The 24,076-nt window shown below is 44.9% G+C and carries 17 protein-coding genes; 11 read left to right on the top strand and 6 right to left on the bottom strand.

The window, feature by feature from the left end; genetic code table 11:
- Positions 1 to 70 precede the first annotated feature (70 nt).
- From IRJ16_RS14425 to IRJ16_RS14435, 3 genes are all read left to right on the top strand, one after another.
- Positions 71 to 4,060, top strand: coding sequence for a sacsin N-terminal ATP-binding-like domain-containing protein (locus tag IRJ16_RS14425; protein WP_194112309.1), 3,990 nt, complete (start codon positions 71 to 73; stop codon positions 4,058 to 4,060).
- 4 nt (positions 4,061 to 4,064) lie between these two features.
- Positions 4,065 to 5,060, top strand: coding sequence for a hypothetical protein (locus tag IRJ16_RS14430; protein ID WP_194112310.1), 996 nt, complete (start codon positions 4,065 to 4,067; stop codon positions 5,058 to 5,060).
- A 472-nt stretch (positions 5,061 to 5,532) separates the two neighbouring features.
- Positions 5,533 to 6,243 carry a hypothetical protein gene (locus IRJ16_RS14435; protein ID WP_194112311.1) on the top strand — a complete coding sequence of 237 codons (711 nt, stop codon included), beginning with the start codon at positions 5,533 to 5,535 and terminating at the stop codon, positions 6,241 to 6,243.
- On the opposite strand, the gene IRJ16_RS14440 is transcribed toward IRJ16_RS14435, so the two are convergent.
- The 4 genes from IRJ16_RS14440 to IRJ16_RS14455 are packed head-to-tail and all read right to left on the bottom strand — an operon-like array spanning position 6,240 to position 12,215.
- Positions 6,240 to 7,226 (bottom strand): PD-(D/E)XK motif protein, encoded by a 987-nt coding sequence (locus IRJ16_RS14440; RefSeq protein ID WP_194112312.1) that lies wholly within the window; start codon positions 7,224 to 7,226, stop codon positions 6,240 to 6,242. The genes IRJ16_RS14435 and IRJ16_RS14440 overlap by 4 nt on opposite strands.
- Entirely contained in the window at positions 7,223 to 9,394 is a 2,172-nt protein-coding gene (locus IRJ16_RS14445; protein WP_228080168.1) for a Z1 domain-containing protein, read from the bottom strand. The genes IRJ16_RS14440 and IRJ16_RS14445 overlap by 4 nt, the downstream gene beginning before the upstream one ends.
- The gene (locus tag IRJ16_RS14450) at positions 9,394 to 10,923 is read right to left on the bottom strand and encodes an ATP-binding protein (RefSeq protein ID WP_194112313.1); all 1,530 of its coding nucleotides are present in this window, start codon (positions 10,921 to 10,923) and stop codon (positions 9,394 to 9,396) included. Before IRJ16_RS14450 ends, IRJ16_RS14445 begins: the two co-directional genes overlap by 1 nt.
- Positions 10,920 to 12,215, bottom strand: coding sequence for a DNA cytosine methyltransferase (locus IRJ16_RS14455; protein ID WP_194112314.1), 1,296 nt, complete (start codon positions 12,213 to 12,215; stop codon positions 10,920 to 10,922). Before IRJ16_RS14455 ends, IRJ16_RS14450 begins: the two co-directional genes overlap by 4 nt.
- A 268-nt stretch (positions 12,216 to 12,483) precedes the next feature.
- On the opposite strand from IRJ16_RS14455, the gene IRJ16_RS14460 reads away from it, so the two are divergent.
- Entirely contained in the window at positions 12,484 to 13,317 is an 834-nt protein-coding gene (locus IRJ16_RS14460; RefSeq protein ID WP_194112315.1) for a DUF3883 domain-containing protein, read from the top strand.
- Here the strand turns inward: IRJ16_RS14460 and IRJ16_RS14465 are convergent.
- Positions 13,314 to 14,267, bottom strand: a complete 954-nt coding sequence (locus tag IRJ16_RS14465; protein WP_194112316.1) for an HNH endonuclease — start codon at positions 14,265 to 14,267, stop codon at positions 13,314 to 13,316. The two genes, IRJ16_RS14460 and IRJ16_RS14465, sit on opposite strands and share 4 nt — an antisense overlap.
- A 325-nt stretch (positions 14,268 to 14,592) precedes the next feature.
- Between IRJ16_RS14465 and IRJ16_RS14470 the strand changes: the two genes are divergently transcribed.
- The 3 genes from IRJ16_RS14470 to kwaB are packed head-to-tail and all read left to right on the top strand — an operon-like array spanning position 14,593 to position 16,280.
- The gene (locus tag IRJ16_RS14470) at positions 14,593 to 14,745 is read left to right on the top strand and encodes a hypothetical protein (protein WP_194112317.1); all 153 of its coding nucleotides are present in this window, start codon (positions 14,593 to 14,595) and stop codon (positions 14,743 to 14,745) included.
- A 33-nt stretch (positions 14,746 to 14,778) separates the two neighbouring features.
- Positions 14,779 to 15,339, top strand: coding sequence for an anti-phage protein KwaA (gene kwaA, locus IRJ16_RS14475; protein WP_194112318.1), 561 nt, complete (start codon positions 14,779 to 14,781; stop codon positions 15,337 to 15,339).
- Positions 15,336 to 16,280 carry an anti-phage protein KwaB gene (gene kwaB, locus IRJ16_RS14480; protein WP_194112319.1) on the top strand — a complete coding sequence of 315 codons (945 nt, stop codon included), beginning with the start codon at positions 15,336 to 15,338 and terminating at the stop codon, positions 16,278 to 16,280. The genes kwaA and kwaB overlap by 4 nt, the downstream gene beginning before the upstream one ends.
- Before the next feature lie 250 nt (positions 16,281 to 16,530).
- Here kwaB and IRJ16_RS14485 read toward each other — a convergent pair whose 3' ends face one another.
- The gene (locus tag IRJ16_RS14485; RefSeq protein WP_194112320.1) at positions 16,531 to 16,809 is read right to left on the bottom strand and encodes a helix-turn-helix domain-containing protein; all 279 of its coding nucleotides are present in this window, start codon (positions 16,807 to 16,809) and stop codon (positions 16,531 to 16,533) included.
- 373 nt (positions 16,810 to 17,182) lie between these two features.
- Here IRJ16_RS14485 and IRJ16_RS14490 point away from each other — a divergent pair, with 373 nt between their 5' ends.
- From IRJ16_RS14490 to IRJ16_RS14505, 4 genes are all read left to right on the top strand, one after another.
- On the top strand, positions 17,183 to 17,461 hold the full coding sequence (locus IRJ16_RS14490) for a hypothetical protein (protein ID WP_194112321.1): 279 nt from the start codon (positions 17,183 to 17,185) through the stop codon (positions 17,459 to 17,461).
- Between the two features lie 142 nt (positions 17,462 to 17,603).
- Positions 17,604 to 18,938, top strand: coding sequence for a TlpA family protein disulfide reductase (locus IRJ16_RS14495; RefSeq protein ID WP_194112322.1), 1,335 nt, complete (start codon positions 17,604 to 17,606; stop codon positions 18,936 to 18,938).
- The gene (locus tag IRJ16_RS14500) at positions 18,935 to 22,126 is read left to right on the top strand and encodes a SusC/RagA family TonB-linked outer membrane protein (RefSeq protein WP_194112323.1); all 3,192 of its coding nucleotides are present in this window, start codon (positions 18,935 to 18,937) and stop codon (positions 22,124 to 22,126) included. Before IRJ16_RS14495 ends, IRJ16_RS14500 begins: the two co-directional genes overlap by 4 nt.
- A 6-nt stretch (positions 22,127 to 22,132) precedes the next feature.
- A complete protein-coding gene (locus IRJ16_RS14505; protein ID WP_194112324.1) occupies positions 22,133 to 23,515 on the top strand; it encodes a RagB/SusD family nutrient uptake outer membrane protein in 1,383 nt (460 codons plus the stop codon).
- The last annotated feature ends 561 nt before the right edge of the window (positions 23,516 to 24,076 follow it).

The raw sequence follows: 24,076 nt of genomic DNA on the forward strand, positions 1-24,076 counted from the left end.
TTGTAATTAGTAGATTTGAGTTTCCTCAGTAGTGCTGAGGAAAGTATTAAATCCTCACCTTACTTCATTAATGAAAAAAGAATTTATAGATGCTCTAGCTGTAAAGCGGTCGGTATATTTAGACGAAGAACAGTCGGAGATTATGGCCAACCTTCTGGATACTGTGTCCTCCGATATTTATTCTCAAAACATTCGCTTTGTATTTGAACTTATCCAAAATGCCGATGATGCAGGAAATGAAAGCGGAAACGAAGTGAGATTTGACTTTCTCGACGATGCCCTGATCGTTTCCCATAATGGCAATCCTTTTGAAGAGAAAGATATCAGTTCGCTGGCTAGTGCCGGTAAAAGTCAAAAAGAAGACGACCCCAATGCAACAGGATACAAGGGGATCGGATTTAAATCCGTTTTCGGCCGCTCAAAGCGAGTGTCCATTATTTCTGATGGTTATCGATTCCGTTTTGATAAACACGTTCATGGCAAACGCACGCCTTGGCAGATCGTTCCTGTCTGGACCGAAGAGCGAGATCTATCTGCACCGATCACTTCGGTATTAAAAGATGAATACGCTGTAAGTACCGTCATCGAAATGAAGAACGCCAAAGACCTTCAGGCGGATCTCGATGAAGTTTTGGCGGACGGGCGTATCCTGCTTTTCCTGAGGAAAGTAAATAAAATCTCTGTTGCGCTTGGTGGAGAAATCAGTTGTGTTCTGGAAAAATCACTTATTGAAGAGCATTGTTCTTATAAGAAAATTGCTTTGAAGAAAGACGGCGAACCACTAAGTACCTGGTTAGTTCAAACATTTTCCAATATCGCTGTGCCGGAAGCCCTACAACAAAAACTGGCAGAGGACGAGGATACCCCTCCCAAATTGAAGAAAGCTAAAAAAACGGAGCTTTCATTGGCGGTCAGTTTAGATGATCAACAAATTATGCCAGTTCAGCAGAGCCAAAGCCTGCTTTTTACCTATTTACCTACCAAGGTTTCGTCTTTTCAATTCCCGTTTCTCGTCAATAGTAATTTTTTGACCAATGCACCGCGCGAAGCTTTACATGAAGACCATCTGTGGAACGAATGGTTAATGTATCTAACTGCCGAAAAATTGATCCTGTGGCTGGCCGCTTGGTCGAACACTGACTTTAAGTTTCAAATCCTAAAAATATTACCATCTGTGCAAGCAGGTAGCGCCGGCTTGAAAGGTCGTTTTAATAACGAGTTGTTACGGCAGATAAGGGAAACGGCCTTTATACCTAACGCCGGTGTTAAACTTAAACGAACGTCTGAACTGATCGTCGATAAGACAGGATTATCTCGCCTTGAATTTATAGATAGGCAAGCATTTATAGATTTTATCAACCGTGAAAAAGGCACTGGATACGCGATCGATAGTTTTGTGCATGCAGATGTGAGCGATGTTGATACATTGATCAATTATGGGGCGCTATCTTATGATATTGAACACCTACAAGATTTTTTCCTTTCCGAAGAATTTAAGAACAGTCACAAAACATCGGATAATGATAAACTTATCGAGTATTTTTTTGATAAGGCGAACGGATCTGAGGGTGATGAATGGCAAGAAAGACTTGCTAAAATCCCCTTTATTTTTTCGGCTGAAGGGAATTTGAAAGCACCTAAGGCCATTTGCTTTCCGGGTATAAGTTATCAAACGGAATTCGGAGACGGTGTGACTCTTATTCACGAAGAGGTATACAAAGTTATTCAGGAAAAGCGGCCGGTAATACAATGGCTCGAAAGCCTTGGTGTCAAGGAGCCATCAGAAATGGCTTATATTGAGAACGAGATCATTGGAAATATAACCAATTGCTCTACACCTCAGAATCATTTACAACTGATCAGGTTTTTGTTTCGAAGGTTCAAAGATGGCGTCTTGACAAAAGATCATTTAGATCAGATGCAGGATATCAAGATCAAAACCACCAAAGTGAATTTGGAATCTGCCAAGTTGTGTTTTCTGTCTGATTTTTATCAGCCAGAATTAAGATTGGAAACTGTAAACGATGCCTGTCATTTTGTGTCGCCGGAATATTGGCAACAAGGAGATCTCACCAGCGAATGGAAAACTTTCCTTATAAAATTGGGGGTGGCAGAGAAGATCGAGCAGACATGCATGAATTTAGATAGAGCAGAAGCCCGAACTAAATATAATGCATTCGTTAGTTTCTTTGATTCCAATAGCACTTTGAGGTATGTATCCCGGGCGGGTTGGGTACATTATAATACTATTACCAATTATAAATTACAGTCTTATAGTTTGCTGGAGTTTGCAACGGAATACGCCTTTTCAAAGGTTTTCTGGGACCAAATTTTCAAAACAAATTTTCGCCGACAGTCATCCGACGAAGGAGAAGCTAATTATTATGATACCCCGTATCTGAAGGATAATTTCTTTGAATGGTCCCTGGCGGAAATGGCGCTCATTCCGACCAGGATGAAAACCTGTGAAAAGGCTTCGGATGTTTTCATCAATGACCAGGAAATAATAGAAATTTCCGGTGCTTATTTACCCGTGTTAGATCATGAACGCCCTTTAAGCGATGACTGGAGAAAGTTATTGAAACTCAAAACCAGTTTGTCCCTGAGTGACTATTTACACATTCTAGAGCAGATGGCGGTCGCTCATGACCGAACACCTATAACGCGCGCGGATCAACGTCGGCTCGGTTTGATCTACAATAAGTTGGGGGAAATGATGCCTAACCTATCGCCGGAAAATGAAGTGCTTATCAAAGATTGGGCAACGAAGAATCGTTTACCTTCTACCAGTTTAAATTTCGAAAACGTCGATACGTTAAAATTAGTTAGCATAGCAAGCTTCAGCACCTCTACCGACACCTTGAAAGTCATGCTACTTCCCGAAAATTCGAGGCCTAATTTACCGGAATTTAAAAAGTTGATCGAATTGCTCGGTATACCAGAGATCAATAGTTATGTGCCAGATTTTGGAACGGAAGATCCAAAGCATAATGTTGCATTAAAGAATAAACTATTGAGCATACTTCCATACTTAGCGCTAGTCGTTGCAAAAAAGCAGTATGAGGACTTTTTGGAAACTTTTAAAAAGATGCACAAGAACCTTGTTCAAACAGATTTCTATGTTGTTCAAAGTGCGAGGCTTACCTTCCAGAACGGACAGGAAACATTTTCCGGGCCTGAGTTGAACACTTATAAAGACCAGTTTAAACTCTACTTCAAAGGAGATTGGCAGAAACCGTTGGTTCTATATTCGTTGCTACCTGAGTTGTTAACCATTTTCCAAGTCAGGGGATTCAGTGAAGAATTACGTCTTCTTCTCGCCATCGAGCGTGCTGACATTGAAGAGCATTTCATTACACTGGGCCTAGATATTAATTCTACGGCATTTATATCTGCGGTACAGTCCATTCAGCCAGAGCTGGCGGAAGAAGTGATTGAACCTGCTGAAGAGGCGTATTCTGGGTTTCAAAGTCCACCTTTTGCACATTCCACCTCGTCACATACAGGAACTCGCAATGATCAAAATGATGTTTATGATGTGGATGAGCGAGAAGAATTCGAAACGCCTTTCACGCCAACCAGTGATGCGACCGATACAACGGTCCCAACCGTAATTAGGAACCGCTCTTATGACCAAGGCATCCAGATACAAACTGCGACCGTGGCCAATTACAGGACGATGGAAGATCAAAAATCCAGAGATGAGGTGGGACGTTGGAGTGAGGAAAAGGTTTACACCATTTTGTCGAAAGAGGGTCGTTTTGCAGACATTGTCTGGGTGAATAAGGATGTGGAATCTAAATTACCTTATGACATATCGTATTCGGAAAATGGTCACAAGCGCTACATAGATGTTAAAGGAACACCATCACCGGTTAAAGAGATAGTTTACCTATCCGGCCCGGAATGGGCATTTATGTTCGCAACAGGTGGTGATTATTCAATATATCGCGTCTTTAACGCAGGGAAAGAAGATGCAATCATCGAAATAATTAATAACCCGGCTAATTTAATTTTAACAGATAAGATCAGGCCAGAAAAAGTCAGCCTCCAATTATAGCACCATGTTACGCATACTCAATGACAGCGGACAAATCCTTAGAGCGCATAAAAAGTTGTTAAGGCAATTTTTGCCGTTATTTAATGAAGAGATCGAGTGTACCATCGGTTATCACGGCGGTAGTTTTCAAGAAACCGTTCAATATTCTGATTCATTAGATCTTTGGTTTGCGACCTGGGAATATGAAGGAGTTATCAAGAATCTATTCGGACTCGGCAGGCCAAATGAGAATACGAGTAACTCGATGACCGGGCAAATCAATATACCAATTGAGCAAACCGACCGATCCGTTGCCGGTGCTTTAGCCAAATCGGAAGCCGGTCAAGTATTGTTATTACACAGAGGAAATATCGGTGGTGGTAAACTTGGTATAGGTAAGTCTATGTTTTTGGAAAATTTTCGTGGCGATCAGGAGGATGTTGATGAATTGGGTAAGGTCACTCGTTTTTGTGTCATTGGCGAAATAGGTTCAACATTACTTCCAATTCAAATCAAAAACTTCATGGTCGAAATCCGCCGCATCAAAGATCTCGTCACTTTTCCGGATGAATTCAATGCGAATCCCTTTCGGTTCAATGATGAAAAAGGCGGAACCTACACGCTTGGTGACCTGACCCGGGGCGGTCAGGCGAACAGAACGCATTATATTATTGTGAACGCGTTATCTGGTCTACTGGAAAAGCAAGGTTTTAAAGTCGGAAATGATCGTAATCGAGATCTTTTTATTCATGATCTCAAAAGAATCAAAGCCTTGTTCGAGATCAAATCATGTCTTAGTACACATAATCTTTACAGCGCTGTGGGGCAACTATTGATTTACAGCATTCCCATTTCTACCCCTGTACTTTTGATCTTGATCCTTCCAGAAAAACTTGAGCCTTCTGTCGAAAAAAAATTGAAACAATACAGTATTAATGTCCTGTATATTTCTATTTCGCCGGACAATGAACCGATTTTCCCTATGAGAAAATTATCTAATCTATTAAACCAATTAAAATAGCACCCTCAAAAAGCAAGATTTCAAACTAAAACCAGCACATTACACTAATGCTAACGGAAACGGCCTTTCTAAAGAAATAAAAAAATTCGTCAGCAATGGAAAAAGTTTTAAAGGAAACTGAAGACATGATCGCATTACATTGATATCTCGTCTTTTTTGATGAATAAGTTTCCGGGAAAACTGAATGGTACTGCCTCGATAATTTCAGACAAAACTGCTTGGGAAGGCTCGCAGCGGATGCAAACTTTGTTGTACGCTGATATAAGGCCGGAGATCGAGATTAATGTCAAAATGGACTAGTTGAACGCCCCGCGATGGAAGAAAATAGGCTGGAGCGTAATTGATGGCTGAGAATACTGCATTTTCGTCGATGATTGCGCTGAGAAACTGGCGGAACTGTGTGGAAAGCTAAGCGATTCCTATTATCGAAGTATTGGCGATTATCCTATTTATGCATATCTTCACCTTTATTATGCTTAAACTTTATCTCAAACAATTGCGTGAGCGATTTATCGCTGCTCTCGAAGGTTTTTCAGATTTCGAGATGAGTGAGGGCAATCCGTTTCGGTTAAAAATAGCAGACCGCAACTTTATTGTTTTTGTAAAAAGTCTATCTCCAGGCTATTTTAAAGGAAGCCCTGACGTTTCCAGAATTCAACTCCCAATGCTCCGCTTGGCCGATGGCGACCGTCGCTCTACATTTATCGCATTAGGCTATGATGAAAATAACAATTCATTTGTTGCCTGGAACCCAGAAAAACTTGAAAAGCGATTAAATGTACGCGGAAATGTTTCCTTGTATTCGAGAATATCTATTCAAAAATTACCTCAACCGGAAGATTTCAATGTAGGCATTTTGAATTCGGGAGAAAGGTTTCTGGCATTTCATTCCAGCTTACTTCCGGTTTTTTTTAAAAAATATCAAGAGCTTTTTAAAGAGGAAGTTCCCTTTTTCGTGCCCTTTGTCGAAAAGAACTCCATCCAGAAGCAGGCCATTCTTACCAAAGTTACCGACCCAAGCGTGCTTTCTGAAATCATGCCTATGCTTCGTGAAACAAGAATTTTAGATACCGCAGCCAAGTGTTTTGACCACTATAGCGCCTTATACCCAGCGATGTCTTTTAGTGACTGGCTGGCTATCGCAAAAAACATGCATGCGCAACTTATCAGCGATCAAAATTAGATTGCTTTTAATAAGGCTGAGGCATGATCGCTTACAGATACAGGGCTAACATCTGTTAAATCAGAATCATAGCTTACCCGCTGGATCTGTGGAGGGATGTTCTCTACTGCTATTTTAGGAATATCATTTGTATCAAAAAGCCTAATACTATCCGCCGCTTGCGCATAATCAAAATAATGATCTCGTGCCGATTCTAGCGCATTGCCTAAAGTCTTGCCTATCTTCATTTTCAGGTCAAGTAGCAAGGCCTCATCCTGTAAGCGCTTATTTATAGCCTCTACGAGATCGTCTATGCTCGATCCTGCTGCGGTTTCGATAGCAAAAATGGAGATAATCAAGGTTTGAGAGCTTGGATTTGGAAGCAATTGCTCAGCAGAAAAATGATGGACTCGCCTGGAGGATGCGGCGCTTTTTACTTCAATCTTACTTACGCCGTCATTGAAGTCATATTTATCAGTAGATTCCCGATGCCAAGCCTTAACTAAACGCGCAGGATCCTTGGCCCGCTCGATCACCAGCAGTTCCGCCCACAGCCCCTGCACAGTACGCTTAGGTGGTGCGGACAGATGGTTAAAAAGCGATAAAACTTCATGCAATTTTTCATTTAGGTCACCGACTACGGTGTTCTTTGGGAGCCCCTTGATCAGTAAGTAGAAAACATCTAAAAAGTAAGCGATTAATTCATCAGCGCCAGGCCTAAGCTCTATCGTCGTAAAAGTTTCTTCCGCTTCCTCCTGCTGGTTATTTTTAATGAGGCATTTTTTACTGAATTGTATGATCAGGCGCTCTAATCGATAGCCGGCTTGCTTAGCTCTAGATTTTTGTGGACTGCAGCGCACAAAAAATATGGGCTGGCCTTCACTGGTAATCCCTAAGCGATGCAGGGGTAGATTAGGAATAGGCACAGCAGCGTAAGCCTGATGCTCTGAGGCGACCATCGTTCGCAATTCTTCAAACGCTTTGCTTAGGGAGTTTCTACTCATGGCATTCCCACAAAAGTGTGTTCAAGTGATTCGGGATAATAAATCCCCAGTGTATACAAGATTTTTCTATTCCATTCAGAATCATGCTTTAGACGGATCTTGTGGATCTGGATACAAAGAAAATCCGGGTAATAAACATAACGGTCCCCCGGATAGACTAGGCTTCCGGATAAGGAAGCCCCGGAGAAGATATTATTGATCTTTAATTTGCCGTCCTTTTCAATTAATGAGCGCTCTCGACCCTGGTTAACCTGATAAGCCATATCAAAAACATAAGCATATTTCAGGTCTGTATGCTCTTTCATATGGTTGAGGTATTGAATTGTCGATGATTTACGTAAAGTATCGGGGACATTCGATATTTTGAAATCACGTAAGAAACTGATCGCCTCATCAATGGGAACCTTAGCCATCAGGTGATTTCGGTCAGAAGTCTTGTAATCTTCAAATAAAGTGAACTCATGAGCGGCCCGAAACTCTTCGACAATCCTAGTGTTCTCTTCGATATGCTGCAGCGCATTAAGTTGTCGCCATCCTAATAGCTTTGAGCGAACGATATCCTTGGTTAGAATATTATTCCTGGTCGGGTTCATACTGCTGCTTAAAACCAGCACTTTTTCAAACTCTTCCAAGCTTTTGGTCGATAATTCCCCGCGCATGATCTCTTCATGCTTTACATAGTCTTCATATTCCTCAATCGTGCCTTCCGGTAAAAATACGCGGCAGGATTGAATATAGCTGCGCTTATAACCAAAGAAGCGGCATCGCTGCTGAATAGTATCAGCATTGGCCTTACCTATCGTATAGCGCGGCATGTAAGATACTGCAAGTCCTTCTACGGTGTAACCCCGGTTTAGCATTTCGGCTCCGATCAGAATATGCGCAGAAGCGCTACTCCAATTGATCTCTGGACTGCGCTTACTTCCCTGGCCGATCACTAAATGTATTCGGTAATCTAAAATGACATCGAGTAAAGCTTCTATCACAGCGTCGAAGGCCGGCGGCTCGTCCATTAACTTGACCGCTTCAGGATAGACCGATTTAAATTCGGCGATCAATTCCAGCCTGCTCGGATCTCCCTCATCGAGATCATTGAGCCTATCCGCCCAGCTGCCTAAGATGGCCTTGACCCACTTGTGAAATTTTTTACTTGCATCTGTCTCTCGATCTGCATGCACCATCATTGATAAAAAGCGCGCCTTCTGCTTAATCTCTACTACAATAGCAACACCTATTAAAAATAGCTGTAGCGCTTCGATCAGGCTTTGCGGACAATGCTCCAGATCATTCAACTTATAATGATATACTTCTTGCCGTGGAATCTCGACGATCAAGCCTGGCTGGTCCACGAAAAAGGTTTTGCCGCCTGTATACCCTCCGCCCGGGGTCAATAGCACATGGAATTTCGGAGAAAGCAAATCCATGATATTGATCAATAATGGACCTTGAGGAGTAGCCGTGTATTGAATATAAGTATGATTTTTTAATGCAGCCTTAAGGTCCAGTATACTGGAGTAAGTTGAGCTAAATTCATCTTCCTCCCAATCTTCTGCCTTACTGTTTTTACGGGCATAGGTATTCAAGCTAGCCTGATCTGCTTCGTCATCAATAATGAGCACGCCCTGGCTGCCTAACGCATCCCGAACTTCCGGCGTCTTGATGATCTGGGTCAATTCCCCAATATGCTTATAATGCTTAAGCACGGTAATCAGCACCACTGGCTTGCGTCTTTGAGACAGCGTGTTCTTGATCAGGGTCGCCGAATCCTCGGCCATAGTTGGACTTTGAAGCACCCGAAAAATCTTCATATTCTCGGCCTCGGTCTGTAGATCAGACTTTAAACGCTTGGTCGTCTGGTCTAATAAATTATTCTTGATACCAGCCAGATAAATTACCATTCTATAGCCATGATCCGCTGCAAGCGCCGTTAGCGTAGTAAATGACATGGTTTTGCCACTCTGCACATAGCCGATGACAATACCGGTGGCACTGCCGATTTCGTCCACGGGGTTACAATTTGACAGGATCTGTCCGGTCTCTATTAATAAGGTCTCTCGCTCCTCCGCTGATAGCTTTCGCCCCAGATCAGCTAGCAGCGCAGTTGTTAAAGGTCCGGCAGCCATATCGCTGCCATCACCTGAAGGTAAGATGCTTATAGTTTCTGACATCACAAGTTCTTTAGTACATTATTAAAAATCTTACGCACTATGCCAGGGCTGCGCGCGCCCTCTGAAGGGGCGTAGAGCTCGGCGATCACTAAGGCGCGAATCATTAATATAATCGGTTTATAATCTTCCTCAGATTCAAAATTGTCGAACCGGCCAAAAAATGGATGGCTCATATTAATCTTGAAAACAGCGGATTTTGAATAAGTATCGCTGTGCTCGATCACTAAATTATAAAGGTTAGATATCGATGGCTCGGTGATCATTTCCATCCGTAAGCGATATATCTCTCCTTTAATATTGATATCATCTGTATGACTGCTAATTACCCTTGTACTTGATTCCAGCCTAGAATTATTTTCATCGAGTTCCTTGTTGGCCGAATCCTCCAGCGAAGCTTCTATTGCTGCGTCCAGTGGCTTTGCTCGGGTTTCCGTCTTTATCTTATCGACGATAGTTTTGGCGACCTTGGCACTTTCTTCCTTTCCTTTGCCTTTTCGATAGTCGTCCCCTTGCTTCAGTAGATTAAAATCCTTAGCGCTTAATTCCACCTTGATGGCTTCCATGAGCGCTTCGATCTCGGCTGTTTCCTGAAAACTGCCTTTGTTAAAACTGACATCGAAGCCTTCTAATTCTAATTCTCCAAACAAGCGCTTGTAGCGCGGGGAGCCTTCGTGCCCCGAAAGTATCTTAGGGCGATATTTTTCATCGTGACTGCCTTCGATCACCCGGCCGCGCCGAAAAAGGGAAAACCCATTATTGATGCTGGTAGACAATTCGTTCAGTAGTGCCACAAAACCACGCGCATGGTATTTTCCCATGGAAAAGTCAATCTCTTTTTTCCAAAGTATGCTGCGCCCTTCCGGATCGGTCGTTGCCGGAGCATTTAGAATTTCTGGATTCTTATAGGTGAGTAATTCACCGTTGATATATAATTCCAGCTCTCCAGTCCGAATATATCGCCGATAAATACTGGCGAGATGGTTCTTAACTTTGCTAAAGTTATAGGGAGACGGGGCGTTACCGGTAAGTCCCTTAAGCGTGATCTCAGTAAAATGCTCGCCTGGAAGTTTTGGCGCGCTGATGACATCTAATACCTCACTTTCCTCTCGTAGCACTTTTTGAAGATCGAATTCTACGGTTCTCGACAGCGTTTCTCCTAGCGCAGCCGTACGCACGATCCACACTTCCGACAGCCATATAGATGCTGTTTTCATACCCATGCCGAACTCATGAAGTCCGGCATTATTAACTGGAATATTTGCCGGCTCAAATGCTCTGGAAAAATTTCCTTCACCGATACCTGCCGCATTGTCGAAAATTCGCATTTCGCGTAATTCCCAGTTAATATCTATCGCCACTCTGAATTGATAGCCGCTATTGGAGGCCCGCAGGTTCTTCTTATGATCCTCATAGCTTTGGACAGCATTGTCTACATATTCTCCGATGGCGTGCCAGGCTTTATTCTGCAGATTTCGAAACACACTGTAAGTGCCTGCCTTGAATTTAATAGATACTGACCCTATATTCATTTGATGAGGTTTTTGGAAATCTTAGCGACAACACGGACATTCACCGCATTGCCCAGCGCCTTAAAGGCTTTAGCAATAGTTGGCGGAAGCTCTTCCAGGGCTTCCATACATTGGATCCGCGCCGCTTCCTTGCGTGTCATATACCTCCCCAGCCACGGAAATATGGGAATCTGGGTTGTGGTCAAAACTAAAGCTGGCGAATAGGTTGGCAACTTTACACGTATGCCGGATGGCCTGAACTGTACAATCTTATCCTGTATATTCAGCGTTGTTTTTGTTCCGCAGTTCCATTCAAATTTCTGATGGCTATTCTCAAAGCCGCGTATAGACGGGATCCACTCATCCAGCCATTCCTTATGCTTTAGATAAAATGCTCTATTATTACGAATGTACGTTTTTTTCCAGTCAGGAAATTCATCGCTATCCTCATCATCCGTCCGCGCATAGATCGGCAGGCATTCCAATACATCGTCCATTGAATGTCCTTCAACGGGCTCCCCAAATTTCCCTAGATAATTCATCAATTCCTTAGGGTCCTGACGGATCGGCGCCTTACCTTCGAAGGGATACGTCGCTCCGAATTCCATCGCCCATATCGGGAAACCAGGAACTTCATCCGGCTGCAAATGATTTAAAAATTCTTGCCAAATAGCCAAATGATGCCTGGTATTAGCTCTCAGGCTCATGTAATCATCATCGTCAGGTATGACAATGTCATGAATACTAATCTCTCGCATCTCCCTTTCCGGCCAAACAAAATCAGCCAGTCCGCCCTTAGTTCGCCGGCGGCACACGATATACATGCGCAGCCTGTGCTGCGCAATGCCGAAATGATGCGGAGAGATCACCTGGTCCCGCACATCATAATGTTCATTCAGCAACTCATAGATGATCTTCCAGGTATTCCCGCCATCATGTCCCTTTAGGTTCGCCACGTTTTCCAAGAAAATGTATTCCGGCTCATGGTGGTTAACAATATCCATGATCTTGTAAAAAAGATTTCCGTTCCGAGGATCTTCCAAGCCAAGCTGGGCACCTGCTTTGGAAAATGGTTGGCACGGAAAACCCGCACATAGGATATCATGGGCAGGAATTTGCTGTACCGTTACCTGATTAATGTCACCTGCAATGGGTGTAGCGTGATTTTTTGTATATAACTCTCTTAGGTCGGAATTCAACTCGCTGGCAAAAACACATTCATGGCCAAGACCCGCTAGTGCTAGGTGAAAACCGCCTAATCCCGCAAAGAGATCGATAAATTTTAATTTTTTAGTAACTTGAGCTTCAGGCATGTACAAACCGTTGGTGACGATATAATGAGCGCTTCAATATACTAATATATTTAGCAATCATTGTAATGAAATAAATAAAAGTTCCTGTGACTTAATGTATGTTGCGAACTAGCTTTTTGTCCTGAATTAAAGCGACATTCGATGATAGGCCGTACAATCGTGTAAAGTCAAGGTCCAAGCAAATATAATACTTTGTCCCAATTTAACAGGACTGCGCAAAATCGCTAACAATTATAATATATTAGCATTTAATAACTAATGATAACGAATGGCCTACGATGATTGGACCGATGAGGAAGTTGAACTCACGGTCGCAGATTATTTTACAATGTTAAAATTTGATCTTTCAGGCATCAAGTATAATAAGACAGTCCATAGAAAGGCGCTGTTGCCATTGTTGCGTGGCCGTTCTGAAGGTGCCATCGAATTCAAGCATCAGAACATTAGCGCTGTATTAGTTGATCTCGGATTACCTTTTATCAGGGGATATAAGCCACTTTTTAATATCCAAAAAACTAAGTTGAATGTGATAGTGTCTAAGCATGTAGATCGCGATCATTCTCTAGTGCCGCTTTTTTTAGATTTTTCCGAGCGCGTTCCCGCAATACCTGCGGTGGATTTCGCTAATTGGGTTGCGCCGGCTCCGCTAGCTCAAGAACGTCCCAAGCGTCAAAATGACTTTTGGCAGCCGAGACAAATTAATTATTTAGAGCGAGAGCAAGCAAATACTCGGTTGGGCGTGCGTGGGGAAGAACTGGTTGTCGCTTATGAGCGCTATCGGCTAAGCCAGGCTGGTAAAGTAGGATTGGCTGATCAAGTGGAATGGGTTTCACGCGATAAGGGGGATGGTCTTGGCTTTGATATCTTATCTCGGGAAGTAAGCGGGCAAGACCGATTGATTGAAGTCAAAACCACAAAATTGGCCAAAGAGACGCCGTTTTTTTTCAGCGCCAGAGAGTTCGATTGTTCGATCATCCACGAATCGCGGTACCATCTATATCGAATCTACGACATTGGACGGATTACTGGCTTATTTATGCTTCAAGGCCGCTATGACAAATTTTGTCGAATGGAGCCGGTAAGCTATGTTGGAAGGGTTTAAAGAACGTTTTCTTCGCAAAAGGCAGCCCATTTAAATTTCAGCGCTGCAATCGACAAGCAGTATTGATGGTCCAACAGCACATTAACGCCCTCTAAATCTTTGTAACTGGATTGTTTAAGTTTTTGGGCGACACTGATGGTTAAGTTTTGTGGATGAATCCCGATAAGGTCGGCATCAAAAAGTGCGTGCAAATCCTTTCGTAAAATCAAGCCATTTTCTAGGTGATTGTCCTCTGGACCAAGGTATGGCGCGATATGGCAAGCATCAAGCGCTTCCGCAATATCACAGTTTGAGATCATACATCTGGACCCATGCCGGATAATCAACTGTGAGCGGAATGCAGCCTGTGCGGGCCTAATTGCTAATTTTAACAATTTATAATCGCGCATATCCGAGATTGACGGAACATAATTGTCGCCAGGGATGTGGATTGACCGTGTCAATAAATTTGAGATGTCTTTAAAGCGGTCGCTTAATAATTCTTGCCGCGCTGCCTGGATCGAGTAATAGGCGTTGTAATTCAAATAATAATTTGCGATTAATCGAGCAGGTATCTGCTCCTTTATCGCTTGATATCCTGAAGCATATTTAGCAATATATTGGTCAACGTACACAGTTGCTGATATAGGCTCATCAAAACCATGTCCATTCTTGCAGCGGTAACGCGGCTGGAGTGATTTTCTGCTCGCCAAGCGACGTGTTTGACATTCAGGACAACTGTATTGCCGCTTAGGGGTTTGGGGTTGAATAATAACCTCTGCTATAATCGCTAATCCTTTAACATGCTTTTTGTCTACAATAATCACACTATCTCCAGCCTTTACTTTATTGTGATTAAAAACCGTACTATCATAAACATAATGCAGTTCGGCGCGATCAGCATAGCCTTCGTTTCCGCCAAACGATCGCGTCCCTTCAAATGATTTAAACACCCAAAGATTAGTTTCCATAATAGTAGGTCAAGGTAAAATTTATGATCGTTGTTAAAGATAAATTAATGTTTTTTATGATAAATATTTTTTTTAGTAATGTATATTTTATTATTATAATTTTCACCTCACAAAACCTTATTCAAATGCTTACCGAGACTTCAAAGCCATTTTCCCTACTGCCAGTTTAAAGCGCCTACCAATATAGCTCTGCTTTTTTAGCCCAAGTGTCTAGCCTTCGATTTCCATCTTAAGAGAACAATCATTCAACAATAACAGCTCCCCCTCAAACAGCGACTTTCCCGGCATAGAACGGCGTAAGCTGCAAATCAACCTTCCATTAGATTTGATATTTTTAGACACCGAAAATCCTCGTCTGGCTAAGCAGCGGCATGCTGTTGAAGAATTAGATATTCTACGTACGCTTTATGATGAATATGATTTGAATGAATTGGCGATGTCATGTAAACCGGATACTAAGAAGAAAGCCCATCTTTAATAATTAGCGACCTAAATCAACTATCTTTATATCATGTTAGACAAGGCTTTACGAAAGATTGAGCTCTATATTATTTCCTTATGGCTGCTGTTTCTTTTAGTAGCGATTAAGGAGTTCCAATTCGTGCATGGCAATTTCTCGCTGCATGCGGACGCAATCTGGAATTTTGTACAGCCGAATTTAATATCGCTGAGCTCGCTGGTGCTGTTGCTGATCGGAGGCTTGTGTTACTGGCATTTTTTGTACCTGCTAAAAGGGTCATCTGATCTGCCGAAAACGATCAAGAAAATCGACGATCAGAATTTTGAGCACCTGACCTTTTTAACAACCTATATCGTACCATTCCTACGCGTAAAACTGGAAGGTCGCGATCTGATCATGACCGTTATGCTCTTAATTATTATTGGGGCTATTTTCGTAAGAACCAATCTTTTTTACAAGAATCCTACGCTGGCTTTATTGGGCTACCGGCTTTATAAAGTTGATACTGCTGAGAGCGCTGGTGCGATCTTCATATCCAAGCAACCATTACAGACCGGTGATACTGTACATAATATCTATTTAGCTGAGAACATATATTTCGTAAAAAAATGAACCAAGAAGAATTAATGCAGGCGCTAGCCTATTACGTAGATGAACAACGGGTGTTGGCAGCTGTACTTTATTTTGTACTGTATGATGGCCAGCAGCGTATCATCAAGCGGGTAGACTTGGATGGTGTTGCACAGCAAAGTTTGCGAACCCGCTACGTGGGCTCAATTCGGGAGACCCTGATCCAAAATGACCAATTGCATCTAATGCCGCTATCCGCAGCGGATGAGCGACGAAATGCTATCTATCGTTATGACTTGCAGCAGCCAATCGATAGCCTCGAAGTCATGCGGGATGTCCTGCAAAATAATATCCGTGAACAATTTCGATTTGACCGAGACAATCTGTCAGACCTTGAGGGCTTTATCATAGTAATCGGCGATGAAGCCCATCGTATTGTTTTATACAAAAAAAATTACCCGGTGAATATCTTGCAAAGAGATCGGTTTTTACTCGTGCCGGTATCCAACACACGTTTTGTACCTTCTGGGCAGGATGCGATTGTATTGGATAAGAAGTTTGATTTTATGTTGGTCGAAAATGAGTTGTTTGTTATTAAACTGGCTACGCTGGAAAGGTCATTCGGCTACGAAGCAGCAATCATTGGCCAGGCACAACAGACAATCGAACTCATTCAAAATAGTGACCTGCTTGCAGACATGCAGCCATTACTGGAACTGGCCACGCAGTTAACGAATGCAAAAAAATTAGTAAAGGTTAGGCTTTCACCGGTGCTGCAAGTACCTACTGTCAATGTGATCAACTTTATAAGAAATCATCCCAAGCTAACTGGAAGAATCCATTTTAATGCCGACGAAACTCAGATATCTCTTGATACGGGTGTTTCGAAAAAACTTTTTTTGAAATTGCTAAATGACGATTACCTGTTCTCGCAGTTGACGGAATTGCAATATGACACTATCGCCAAGGATGAAGTCACTTAACATACATACCTGCAAATCAAGATGACTGATGAAATCATTTTAAAAATCATCAAATGATCAGGCTTATCAAGATCAATGGCCCAATTGTTTGAAGTAATCACCAGTGTTTAAACTTTCCACCTGCTCTTAAATCTAAAAAAGTAAATTAACATTACCTTTCAAAAGCTTACGCGATAGGGATCGTAGCGGCATCCTGCGCAGCAGATACAGCGAAGAGCCCGGGCCGAAGGCATCGTCCAAACTAGAAATTCTATTTGCCTTTTCTTTCTTTTCTTGTAGGAGGATGTTTAATTTGATCAAAATCAAAGTTTAGAAGTTCTCTGGGATGCACCTCTAAAGCGTGTGCTAATGCTTCCAAATGAGAAATGGCAAAATTGCTTTTCCCGCTAAGCATTAACCAAACCTGTTTTTGAGTAAAACCGGTCCTTTCAACTATATCTTCCTGAACAATACCTCTATGTAAGCGAATCTCTTCAATTCGTTTAATGATTTTATCAATGAATTCTTGGTTACGGTATTGCTTTGCCATTATCCATGTAAAGCAACCACCAAATTAATTTTATCAGTACGTCACTATTGACGTTATTGTTTATGATAGCTATATTTGGTATATGAATAAAAAGCTAAATAAACCTGTGCATTAAAGCACATATGTTATTTTTGCGAATCCTTCGAAAATATTGAAGCATTCGCTTTGAGTCTTGCTCACGGAAATTACCACTTTCAAAACGAGCACAAGATGAGAAGCCGGAATGCCCATGCTACAGGTGTGGGTATCCCTTCTTATTTGTGCTCCAGGCTGTGGTAAGCCTCCGTGAACAGTAAGTTGGGACCCATGCCTGTAGTATTATAACAGACCATCCCCTTCAGCGGACTCCATACTTGAAAACAAATTCAATGTCATGGAAAACTTAGAACCAAAAAACAACAAACCTGACTTCGGTACTTTGACCGGGATCATGGAACGCTTTGCTCAGATTCCTTATGAGCAGTTCCAGCAGGAATTGCATGACTGGTTCTATCACTCGCTATCGGAAAAAGGGATCGATCTACAACAATTACAGGATAAGGGTTTAACCCATTTACCCGAACTGGTCAGCGCCATTTACCACGAGGCCGAAATCAAGCAATTGTTGAACGATCAATCCATTTCCGATGAACCGCACAACGATCAAGCTTAAGCTCTGGCATCTTGTTATCTGCCCGCCCGAATGACCTCCCGGTAACGGCAGGCCGGCGATCAGTTAATAGTTAAGCTCTTGCGGGCCGCCGTTATCGCGCATCCCTTTTCCTGAACAATTCCTTCAAATCTTAAATGATCCCATGAAAAAAATGATACTAAACAGTGTCCTGGCCACGCTTTGCCTTTTTTCCAGCGCAAGCGCACAGGACAGCCCCAACAGCCCCCTGACGATCGGTGACCGCCTGCCGGACCTCACGATCACCAATGTCCAGCATTATAAAACCCCGACCCTTAAACTATCCGCCTTCAAAGGCAAAGCCATCATCATTGACTTTTGGGCCACCTGGTGCGCCCCCTGTGTGAAGATGGTACCTAAGATGGATTCCCTGCAAACCAAATATGCGGATCAGTTACAATTCATATCGGTCAGTACACAGCCCGCCGCAACGGTGAACGCCTTTTATAAACGCATCGAGCAGCAACAAAAATTTCAGATAACGGTACCGTCGGTCACCGATGACCGCGCGCTATCTGCACTGTTCCCTTACCAATACCTGCCGCACTACGTGTGGATCAACAAAAAAGGCATCGTAACGAACTTTAGCAGCTTCGAACAGGTGGATGATGAAACTATTGCGGCCTACCTGAAAGGCATCAATCCCGAACAAAAAGAAATGCCGGAGGTCACCGAGGTTATTTACGATAAAAGCAAACCCTTGTTTTTGGGCGGCAATGGTGGAGAGCCCAACAAGCTTTTTGCCCACAGCTTCCTCAGTGACTATATGCCCGGATTAGAGGTCGGCACGACGGTAAAGGTGGATTCCATCAACGGGATCAAGATCAGTGCCCGGAATCAATCCATTTCGCAATTGATGGAGACCGCGTATGGGAATGGTATGAAATTCATGGGAGAGCATAACGTCATTTACGAGGTGAAAGACAAAATAAAACTCACCACCGAATTATATGGGCAACCTTATCTCAACTGGTTACAGAGTGGCGTGGGGTACTGTTACGAACTACATTTTCCACCAGCCTTGATCGATTCCGCATACCATCGAATGCGACAGGATATGGAACTTTACTTTCCGCAATACCAGGCGCGCGTAGAAAAGCGGGCGACGAAATGCCTGGTATTGAAACGTACTTCAGGTATTGAAAAATTTAAAAGCAAAGGTGGCGGAGCAAGTGTGGAAATAGATCCCGTTCATGTGAAGATAAGAAACAGCTTTCTATTTCAGTTAACCATGCAAATGGGCATGAGAAATGCGGACTTGACGGTCGTCGATGGTACCGGCTACCAAGGCCGTGTTGATCTTGATATCGATGCCGCTTTAAATAACATTGATGCCATCAATAAAGAGTTGGCAAAATATGACCTCCGTTTCGAACAGGAAGAAAGGAAGGCTGACTTCCTCATTATCCGTGATCATCCAGCGGCAGTGACGAATACTATAAAAGGAGGCACAAGATGAAAATATATATATTTCTTTGGCTCACACTCATTATTTCGGTACCGGTCTTCGCCCAGCAAAACTATAATGTGACCGGCACGGTAAGCAGTAGCGATGGTCAGATGCTTCCCGGCTCGACGATCAGCCTTCCCGCACTGAAAAAAAGCGTTGTAACCAATGCAGAAGGAAAATTCACCATCAATGTGCCGGCTGGCAAAACAATCGTCATCGTGACCTTCATTGGCTATGATACGACGTCCTATATCATCGATCCGCAAAGATCGCTGCAGATCTCCATCGTCATGCGGTCAAAGGAGACCAGCCTCAAAGAGGTCACCGTCAGCACCGGTTACCAGAACCTGCCGAGGGAACGCGCTACCGGCTCCTTTTCCCGGGTGGACAGTTCGCTGCTCCAGCGGCGCATCAGTACCGATGTATTGAGCCGCCTGGAAGATAATGTGCCGGGATTAAGTTTTAACCGCAGTGCCACGGCAGGCGGCGTGAACAACCCGATCAGTATCCGGGGGCGCAGTACGCTCTTTGCCAATGCCAACCCGCTGATCGTGCTGGACAATTTCCCGTATGAAGGTGATGTATCTGCCATCAACCCTAATGATATCGAAAGCGTAACGGTGCTGAAAGATGCCGCCGCAGCCTCCATCTGGGGGGCCAGGGCCGGTAACGGTGTGATCGTGATCACCACCCGAAAAGGCAAACGCAACCAGGCACCTACAGTTGCAGTGAGTTCCAACATCACCGTCGGCGAAAAGCCTGACCTGTACGCACAACCCAGGATCAGCACGGCCGACTACATCGAACTGGAAAAAACATTGTTCGCCAAAAACTACTTTCAGAGCGACGAAAGATCGGCGAATCATCCTGCGCTGTCCCCGGTGGTCGAACTGCTCATCGCGCAGCGGGACGGTAAACTCAGCGCCACCGAAGCCCAGCAACAGATCGAAGCCCTCAAAGGCCGGGACCTTCGGGATGACTACAGCCGCTACCTGTATCAGAAAAGCGTGAACCAGCAATATGCCCTGCAAGTGACGGGCGGCTCGGATGATCAAAGCTATCATTTGTCGGCGGGCCTGGACCGGAACCAAAGTAACCTGGTGCGCAATGACCTGTCAAGAGCCACGGTGAACGCCGGCAATACGATCTGGCTGCTCAACAAGCGCCTGTCCCTGAGTGGTGACATCCTGTTCAGCCGCCAGCGTACCAGCAATAATAACCCCGGCACGCTTTTCTGGAACGGTGGACAACGGCTTTATCCCTATGCCAGGCTGACCAGTAACAAAGGCGATCCGGCGGCGGTCACCAAAGACTTTCGCTTATCGTATCTGCAAGGCGCAGAACAATCGGGGCTGAATGACTGGCAATACCGCCCGCTAGAAGACCTGGCACTGGCCAATAACACGAATACGGCACAGAACCTGCGGATCAGTACCGGGCTGGGCTACCGGATCATTACAGGACTGAACCTGCAACTGAAATATTTGTATGAGCATCGCGGCATCACCGGGGAGAACCTGCAAAGTGCAGCCAGCTATTTCGCACGAGACCTGGTCAACCGCTACAGTTCGGTCAACGCCGATGGAACGATCAACCGCCCGGTACCTTCCGGCGGTATCTTCACCGGTGAGCAAAGCAATGCCCAGACCCATTATGTACGTGGTCAATTGGATTATAACCGGCAATTCGGTACCCGGAGCGAATTGAGCCTGTTGGCGGGTTATGAGTTGCGCCACATCGGCACCGAGGGCCGTACTTTCCGTTACTATGGCTATGACGAGGAGCACGGAACGAGCCAACCAGTAGACTATGTGTCGAACTTTCCTTACTTCTACAATCCGAACTCATCGGGCCGCATACCCAACGTGGAAAAGAGCAACCTGCTCACCGATAATTTTGTGTCCTGGTTCAGCAACGCTTCCTGGTCGTATGACGGAAAATATATCATTTCAGGCAGTGCGCGGTTCGACCGTTCTAATTTATTCGGGGTGAATACCAACCAGAAAGGCGTACCGCTATGGTCAGCCGGACTGGCCTGGGACGTGGCCAAAGAAAGTTTTTACAAAGCAGACTGGCTGCCCTCACTGAAACTACGTGCTACATATGGGGTGAGCGGCAACCTGGAAAGAACATTGTCCGCCTACACGACGGCCAACTATTACGGTGGTGCCGGGCAATATACCGGCTATCCTTTCGCCAGTATCGCCAACCCGCCAAACCCCGATCTTCGCTGGGAACGGATCAGGATGTTCAATGTCGGGCTGGACTTCGCCACGAAAGGCAGCAGAATTTCAGGCAGCGTGGAGTATTACCGAAAAAAAGGCACCGATATCATCGGTGACGCGCCATACCCGGCCTCGTCCGGGATCATTACCTTCCGTGGCAATACGGCTCAGACGCAGGGTAACGGGATCGATGTCAATCTGACCGGGCGGATCATCGAACAGCAAAAGATCACCTGGCTATCGACGCTGCTGGTTAGCCACGCCACCGATAAGGTCACCCGGTTTTTGCTCAAGTCATCCGCCAGCGCTTATGTGCAGCAAAATATTCCGGTGGAAGGCAAACCACTTTACGGGATCTACAGCTATGCCTGGGCTGGGCTCGACCCGAATACGGGTGATCCGCAGGGCATGCTGGACGGCGCGGTCAGCAACAACTACAGCGCAATTTTAGGGAACACGCCGGATGAACAGGTAATCTATCATGGTGCTGCAAGACCGACCTGGTTCGGTGCCTGGCGCAATACCGTGCGCTGGAAACAGTTGACGCTCTCGGCCTCGGTAAGCTATCGGCTCGGGTATTATTTCCGGCTCAACTCGATCATTTATGGCAGTGATATGGGGCTGGCCAACGGTCATGGCGACTATGCGCGGCGCTGGCAAAAGACCGGTGACGAGACCGGTACGAATGTGCCATCAGCCCCTCAGAGCCGGAACAACGGCCGCGACCTGTTCTATACGTACTCCTCGGCCCTGGTCGAGAAAGGCGATCATGTCCGGCTGCAGGACGCCAGACTGTCCTGGCAACCCGGCACGCGTTTGACAAATCGCTGGACCAGCCGTGCTGAAGTATTCCTTTACGCCAACAATATCGGCCTGCTCTGGAAAGCAACGAAAGTGGATATTGACCCGGACTGGGCCTACCAGACCCCGCCGTTCGCATTATCCGCAGGCATCAGTTTAACCTTTAAATAAAAGCAAATGAAGTATATACATCATATCCTGCTCTGTGTCATTCTGATTCTGATCCTGACACTGAGCCTGACCTCTTGCCAAAAGGAATTCCTCGACAAGAAACCTAATAAGGCGCTGCTGGTGCCGACCACGCTGAGCGACTTCCAGGCTTTACTGGATAACAGCAACACGATGAATTACGCTCCCGGCATGAATATCATCGCCTCCGATGACCTGGATAATACGGCTGACGGACTTGATCAGGTAGAACTGCCTCTGGAGAAAAATGCTTTCCTATGGGCGGCAGATATCTATGAAGGTCTGCCCATTACCCCGGACTGGGATACACCGTACCAGCAGATATTTTATGCCAACGTTGTACTGAACGGGCTTCAAGACCTGGAGCAAACCAGCAGCCAGGCAAAACAATTGAAAGGCAGCGCCCTGTTCTATCGCAGTTTCGCTTTGTACCAGTTACTACAGTTGTTCGCCAAGCCCTATGCCCCGGCGACCGCAGCAACTGACCCGGGCGTACCCGTTCCGGTCACCGCGAACGTCAGTAACCGGCCGGGCCGGGGAACCGTCGCAGCGGCCTACCGGCAATTGATCGCAGATCTGCAAACCGCTGCGACCTTACTGCCGCAGGTAAATGGCCTACCGACCCGCCCGACCCAGGCTTCAGCCTATGGCTTGCTGGCGAGGACTTACCTAACGATGCAGGAATACGAACAGGCAGCGAATGCTGCAAACGAATGCCTGAAGCTCAATGACCGGTTATTGGACTACAATGATCTCGACGCCAGTTCGGGAGGATCATTGCCGGTGGGCATCATGGGCAGCAACCCGGAAATATTGTTCTATGCATTCAACCTCTATTCCTGCTATTTTCTGCCCTCTACTGTAGTCGAAGCAGAACTGGCCAACAGTTATACGACAAATGACCTTCGTAAAACGCTGCTGATCGAGCAGAACGGAGCGGACCGTAATTTTAAAGGAAGTTATACTGGCGATCTTTTTTCTTATGGCATGTTTGCCGGGCTGGCCACGGATGAGCTCTATCTGACCAGAGCGGAAGCTTTTGCACGTACCAACCGGATAGCGGATGCCCTGAAAGACCTGAACCTGTTGCGGAGCAGACGGTATCAAAGCGGCACAATCAACCCGGTTACGGTTACCGACCCTGAACAGGTGCTCAGGCTGATACTGACAGAGCGCAGAAAAGAATTGCTTACCAGAGGTACCCGCTGGACGGACCTGCGCCGCCTAAATCAGGACAGCCGCTTCGCCGTCACACTCAAACGTGATATAGACGTTACGGAATACACGTTGTTACCCCATTCGCTGCGGTATCTTTTTCCAATTCCGGATAATGAGATCAATATCAGCGGCATTACGCAGAATCCGAGATAATCGCATAACAAGGGTTGGTGATCAGCCGGACCGGGTGTCCAGGTACATAAAAACTTAATACCCAACATTGATATTCCTATTTCAAAAAAAATCTATTATTGTTTGAACTGTGGGTATGTTGTAAACCCGGAAGGGTTTTCAATATATCCACGGTTACTTAAGTCGTCTTACACCAGCACCATTGACAGAGCAACACAAATTTTGAAAGATGTTATGATAAAAAGAAGGCTTTGTGCCCATAACCGCAGCAATCATGTCCGGTTGAGAATGTCGTGAACAAGCGCGCAAGCAAAGACGCGTTTACCTTGATAACGAGTTGTCTAACATCAAACGCTATCCGTTGATCTCCATTTCTGGATCATGAATCGCAAGGACATGTCTTTCATGAAGTGGTAGCACCATGAATATCATTTTTGATATCGTCGCATTGCGCCTTCGTTAGGCCGCTGCGGTGGGATACATTGCCGTCTATGCTAACGGTAGAGCCTCCGGTTGATCCGGGATTCTAGTATAAGGGATTTTCTAAAGTACTCGGTTTAGTTCGGCATGAAATCAATCAAA

The sequence above is a fragment of the Mucilaginibacter myungsuensis genome, from assembly GCF_015222005.1.
GTDB lineage: Bacteria > Bacteroidota > Bacteroidia > Sphingobacteriales > Sphingobacteriaceae > Mucilaginibacter > Mucilaginibacter myungsuensis.

Coding starts and splice junctions, on each gene's coding strand:
- IRJ16_RS14445 (WP_228080168.1), bottom strand. CDS start 9,394: ATGTCAGAAACTATAAGCATCTTACCTTCAGGTGATGGCAGCGATATG.
- IRJ16_RS14430 (WP_194112310.1), top strand. CDS start 4,065: ATGTTACGCATACTCAATGACAGCGGACAAATCCTTAGAGCGCATAAA.
- IRJ16_RS14435 (WP_194112311.1), top strand. CDS start 5,533: ATGCTTAAACTTTATCTCAAACAATTGCGTGAGCGATTTATCGCTGCT.
- IRJ16_RS14490 (WP_194112321.1), top strand. CDS start 17,183: ATGGAAAACTTAGAACCAAAAAACAACAAACCTGACTTCGGTACTTTG.
- kwaB (WP_194112319.1), top strand. CDS start 15,336: ATGAACCAAGAAGAATTAATGCAGGCGCTAGCCTATTACGTAGATGAA.
- IRJ16_RS14485 (WP_194112320.1), bottom strand. CDS start 16,809: ATGGCAAAGCAATACCGTAACCAAGAATTCATTGATAAAATCATTAAA.
- IRJ16_RS14450 (WP_194112313.1), bottom strand. CDS start 10,923: ATGAATATAGGGTCAGTATCTATTAAATTCAAGGCAGGCACTTACAGT.
- IRJ16_RS14460 (WP_194112315.1), top strand. CDS start 12,484: ATGGCCTACGATGATTGGACCGATGAGGAAGTTGAACTCACGGTCGCA.
- IRJ16_RS14465 (WP_194112316.1), bottom strand. CDS start 14,267: ATGGAAACTAATCTTTGGGTGTTTAAATCATTTGAAGGGACGCGATCG.
- IRJ16_RS14500 (WP_194112323.1), top strand. CDS start 18,935: ATGAAAATATATATATTTCTTTGGCTCACACTCATTATTTCGGTACCG.
- IRJ16_RS14495 (WP_194112322.1), top strand. CDS start 17,604: ATGAAAAAAATGATACTAAACAGTGTCCTGGCCACGCTTTGCCTTTTT.
- kwaA (WP_194112318.1), top strand. CDS start 14,779: ATGTTAGACAAGGCTTTACGAAAGATTGAGCTCTATATTATTTCCTTA.
- IRJ16_RS14505 (WP_194112324.1), top strand. CDS start 22,133: ATGAAGTATATACATCATATCCTGCTCTGTGTCATTCTGATTCTGATC.
- IRJ16_RS14425 (WP_194112309.1), top strand. CDS start 71: ATGAAAAAAGAATTTATAGATGCTCTAGCTGTAAAGCGGTCGGTATAT.
- IRJ16_RS14455 (WP_194112314.1), bottom strand. CDS start 12,215: ATGCCTGAAGCTCAAGTTACTAAAAAATTAAAATTTATCGATCTCTTT.
- IRJ16_RS14440 (WP_194112312.1), bottom strand. CDS start 7,226: ATGAGTAGAAACTCCCTAAGCAAAGCGTTTGAAGAATTGCGAACGATG.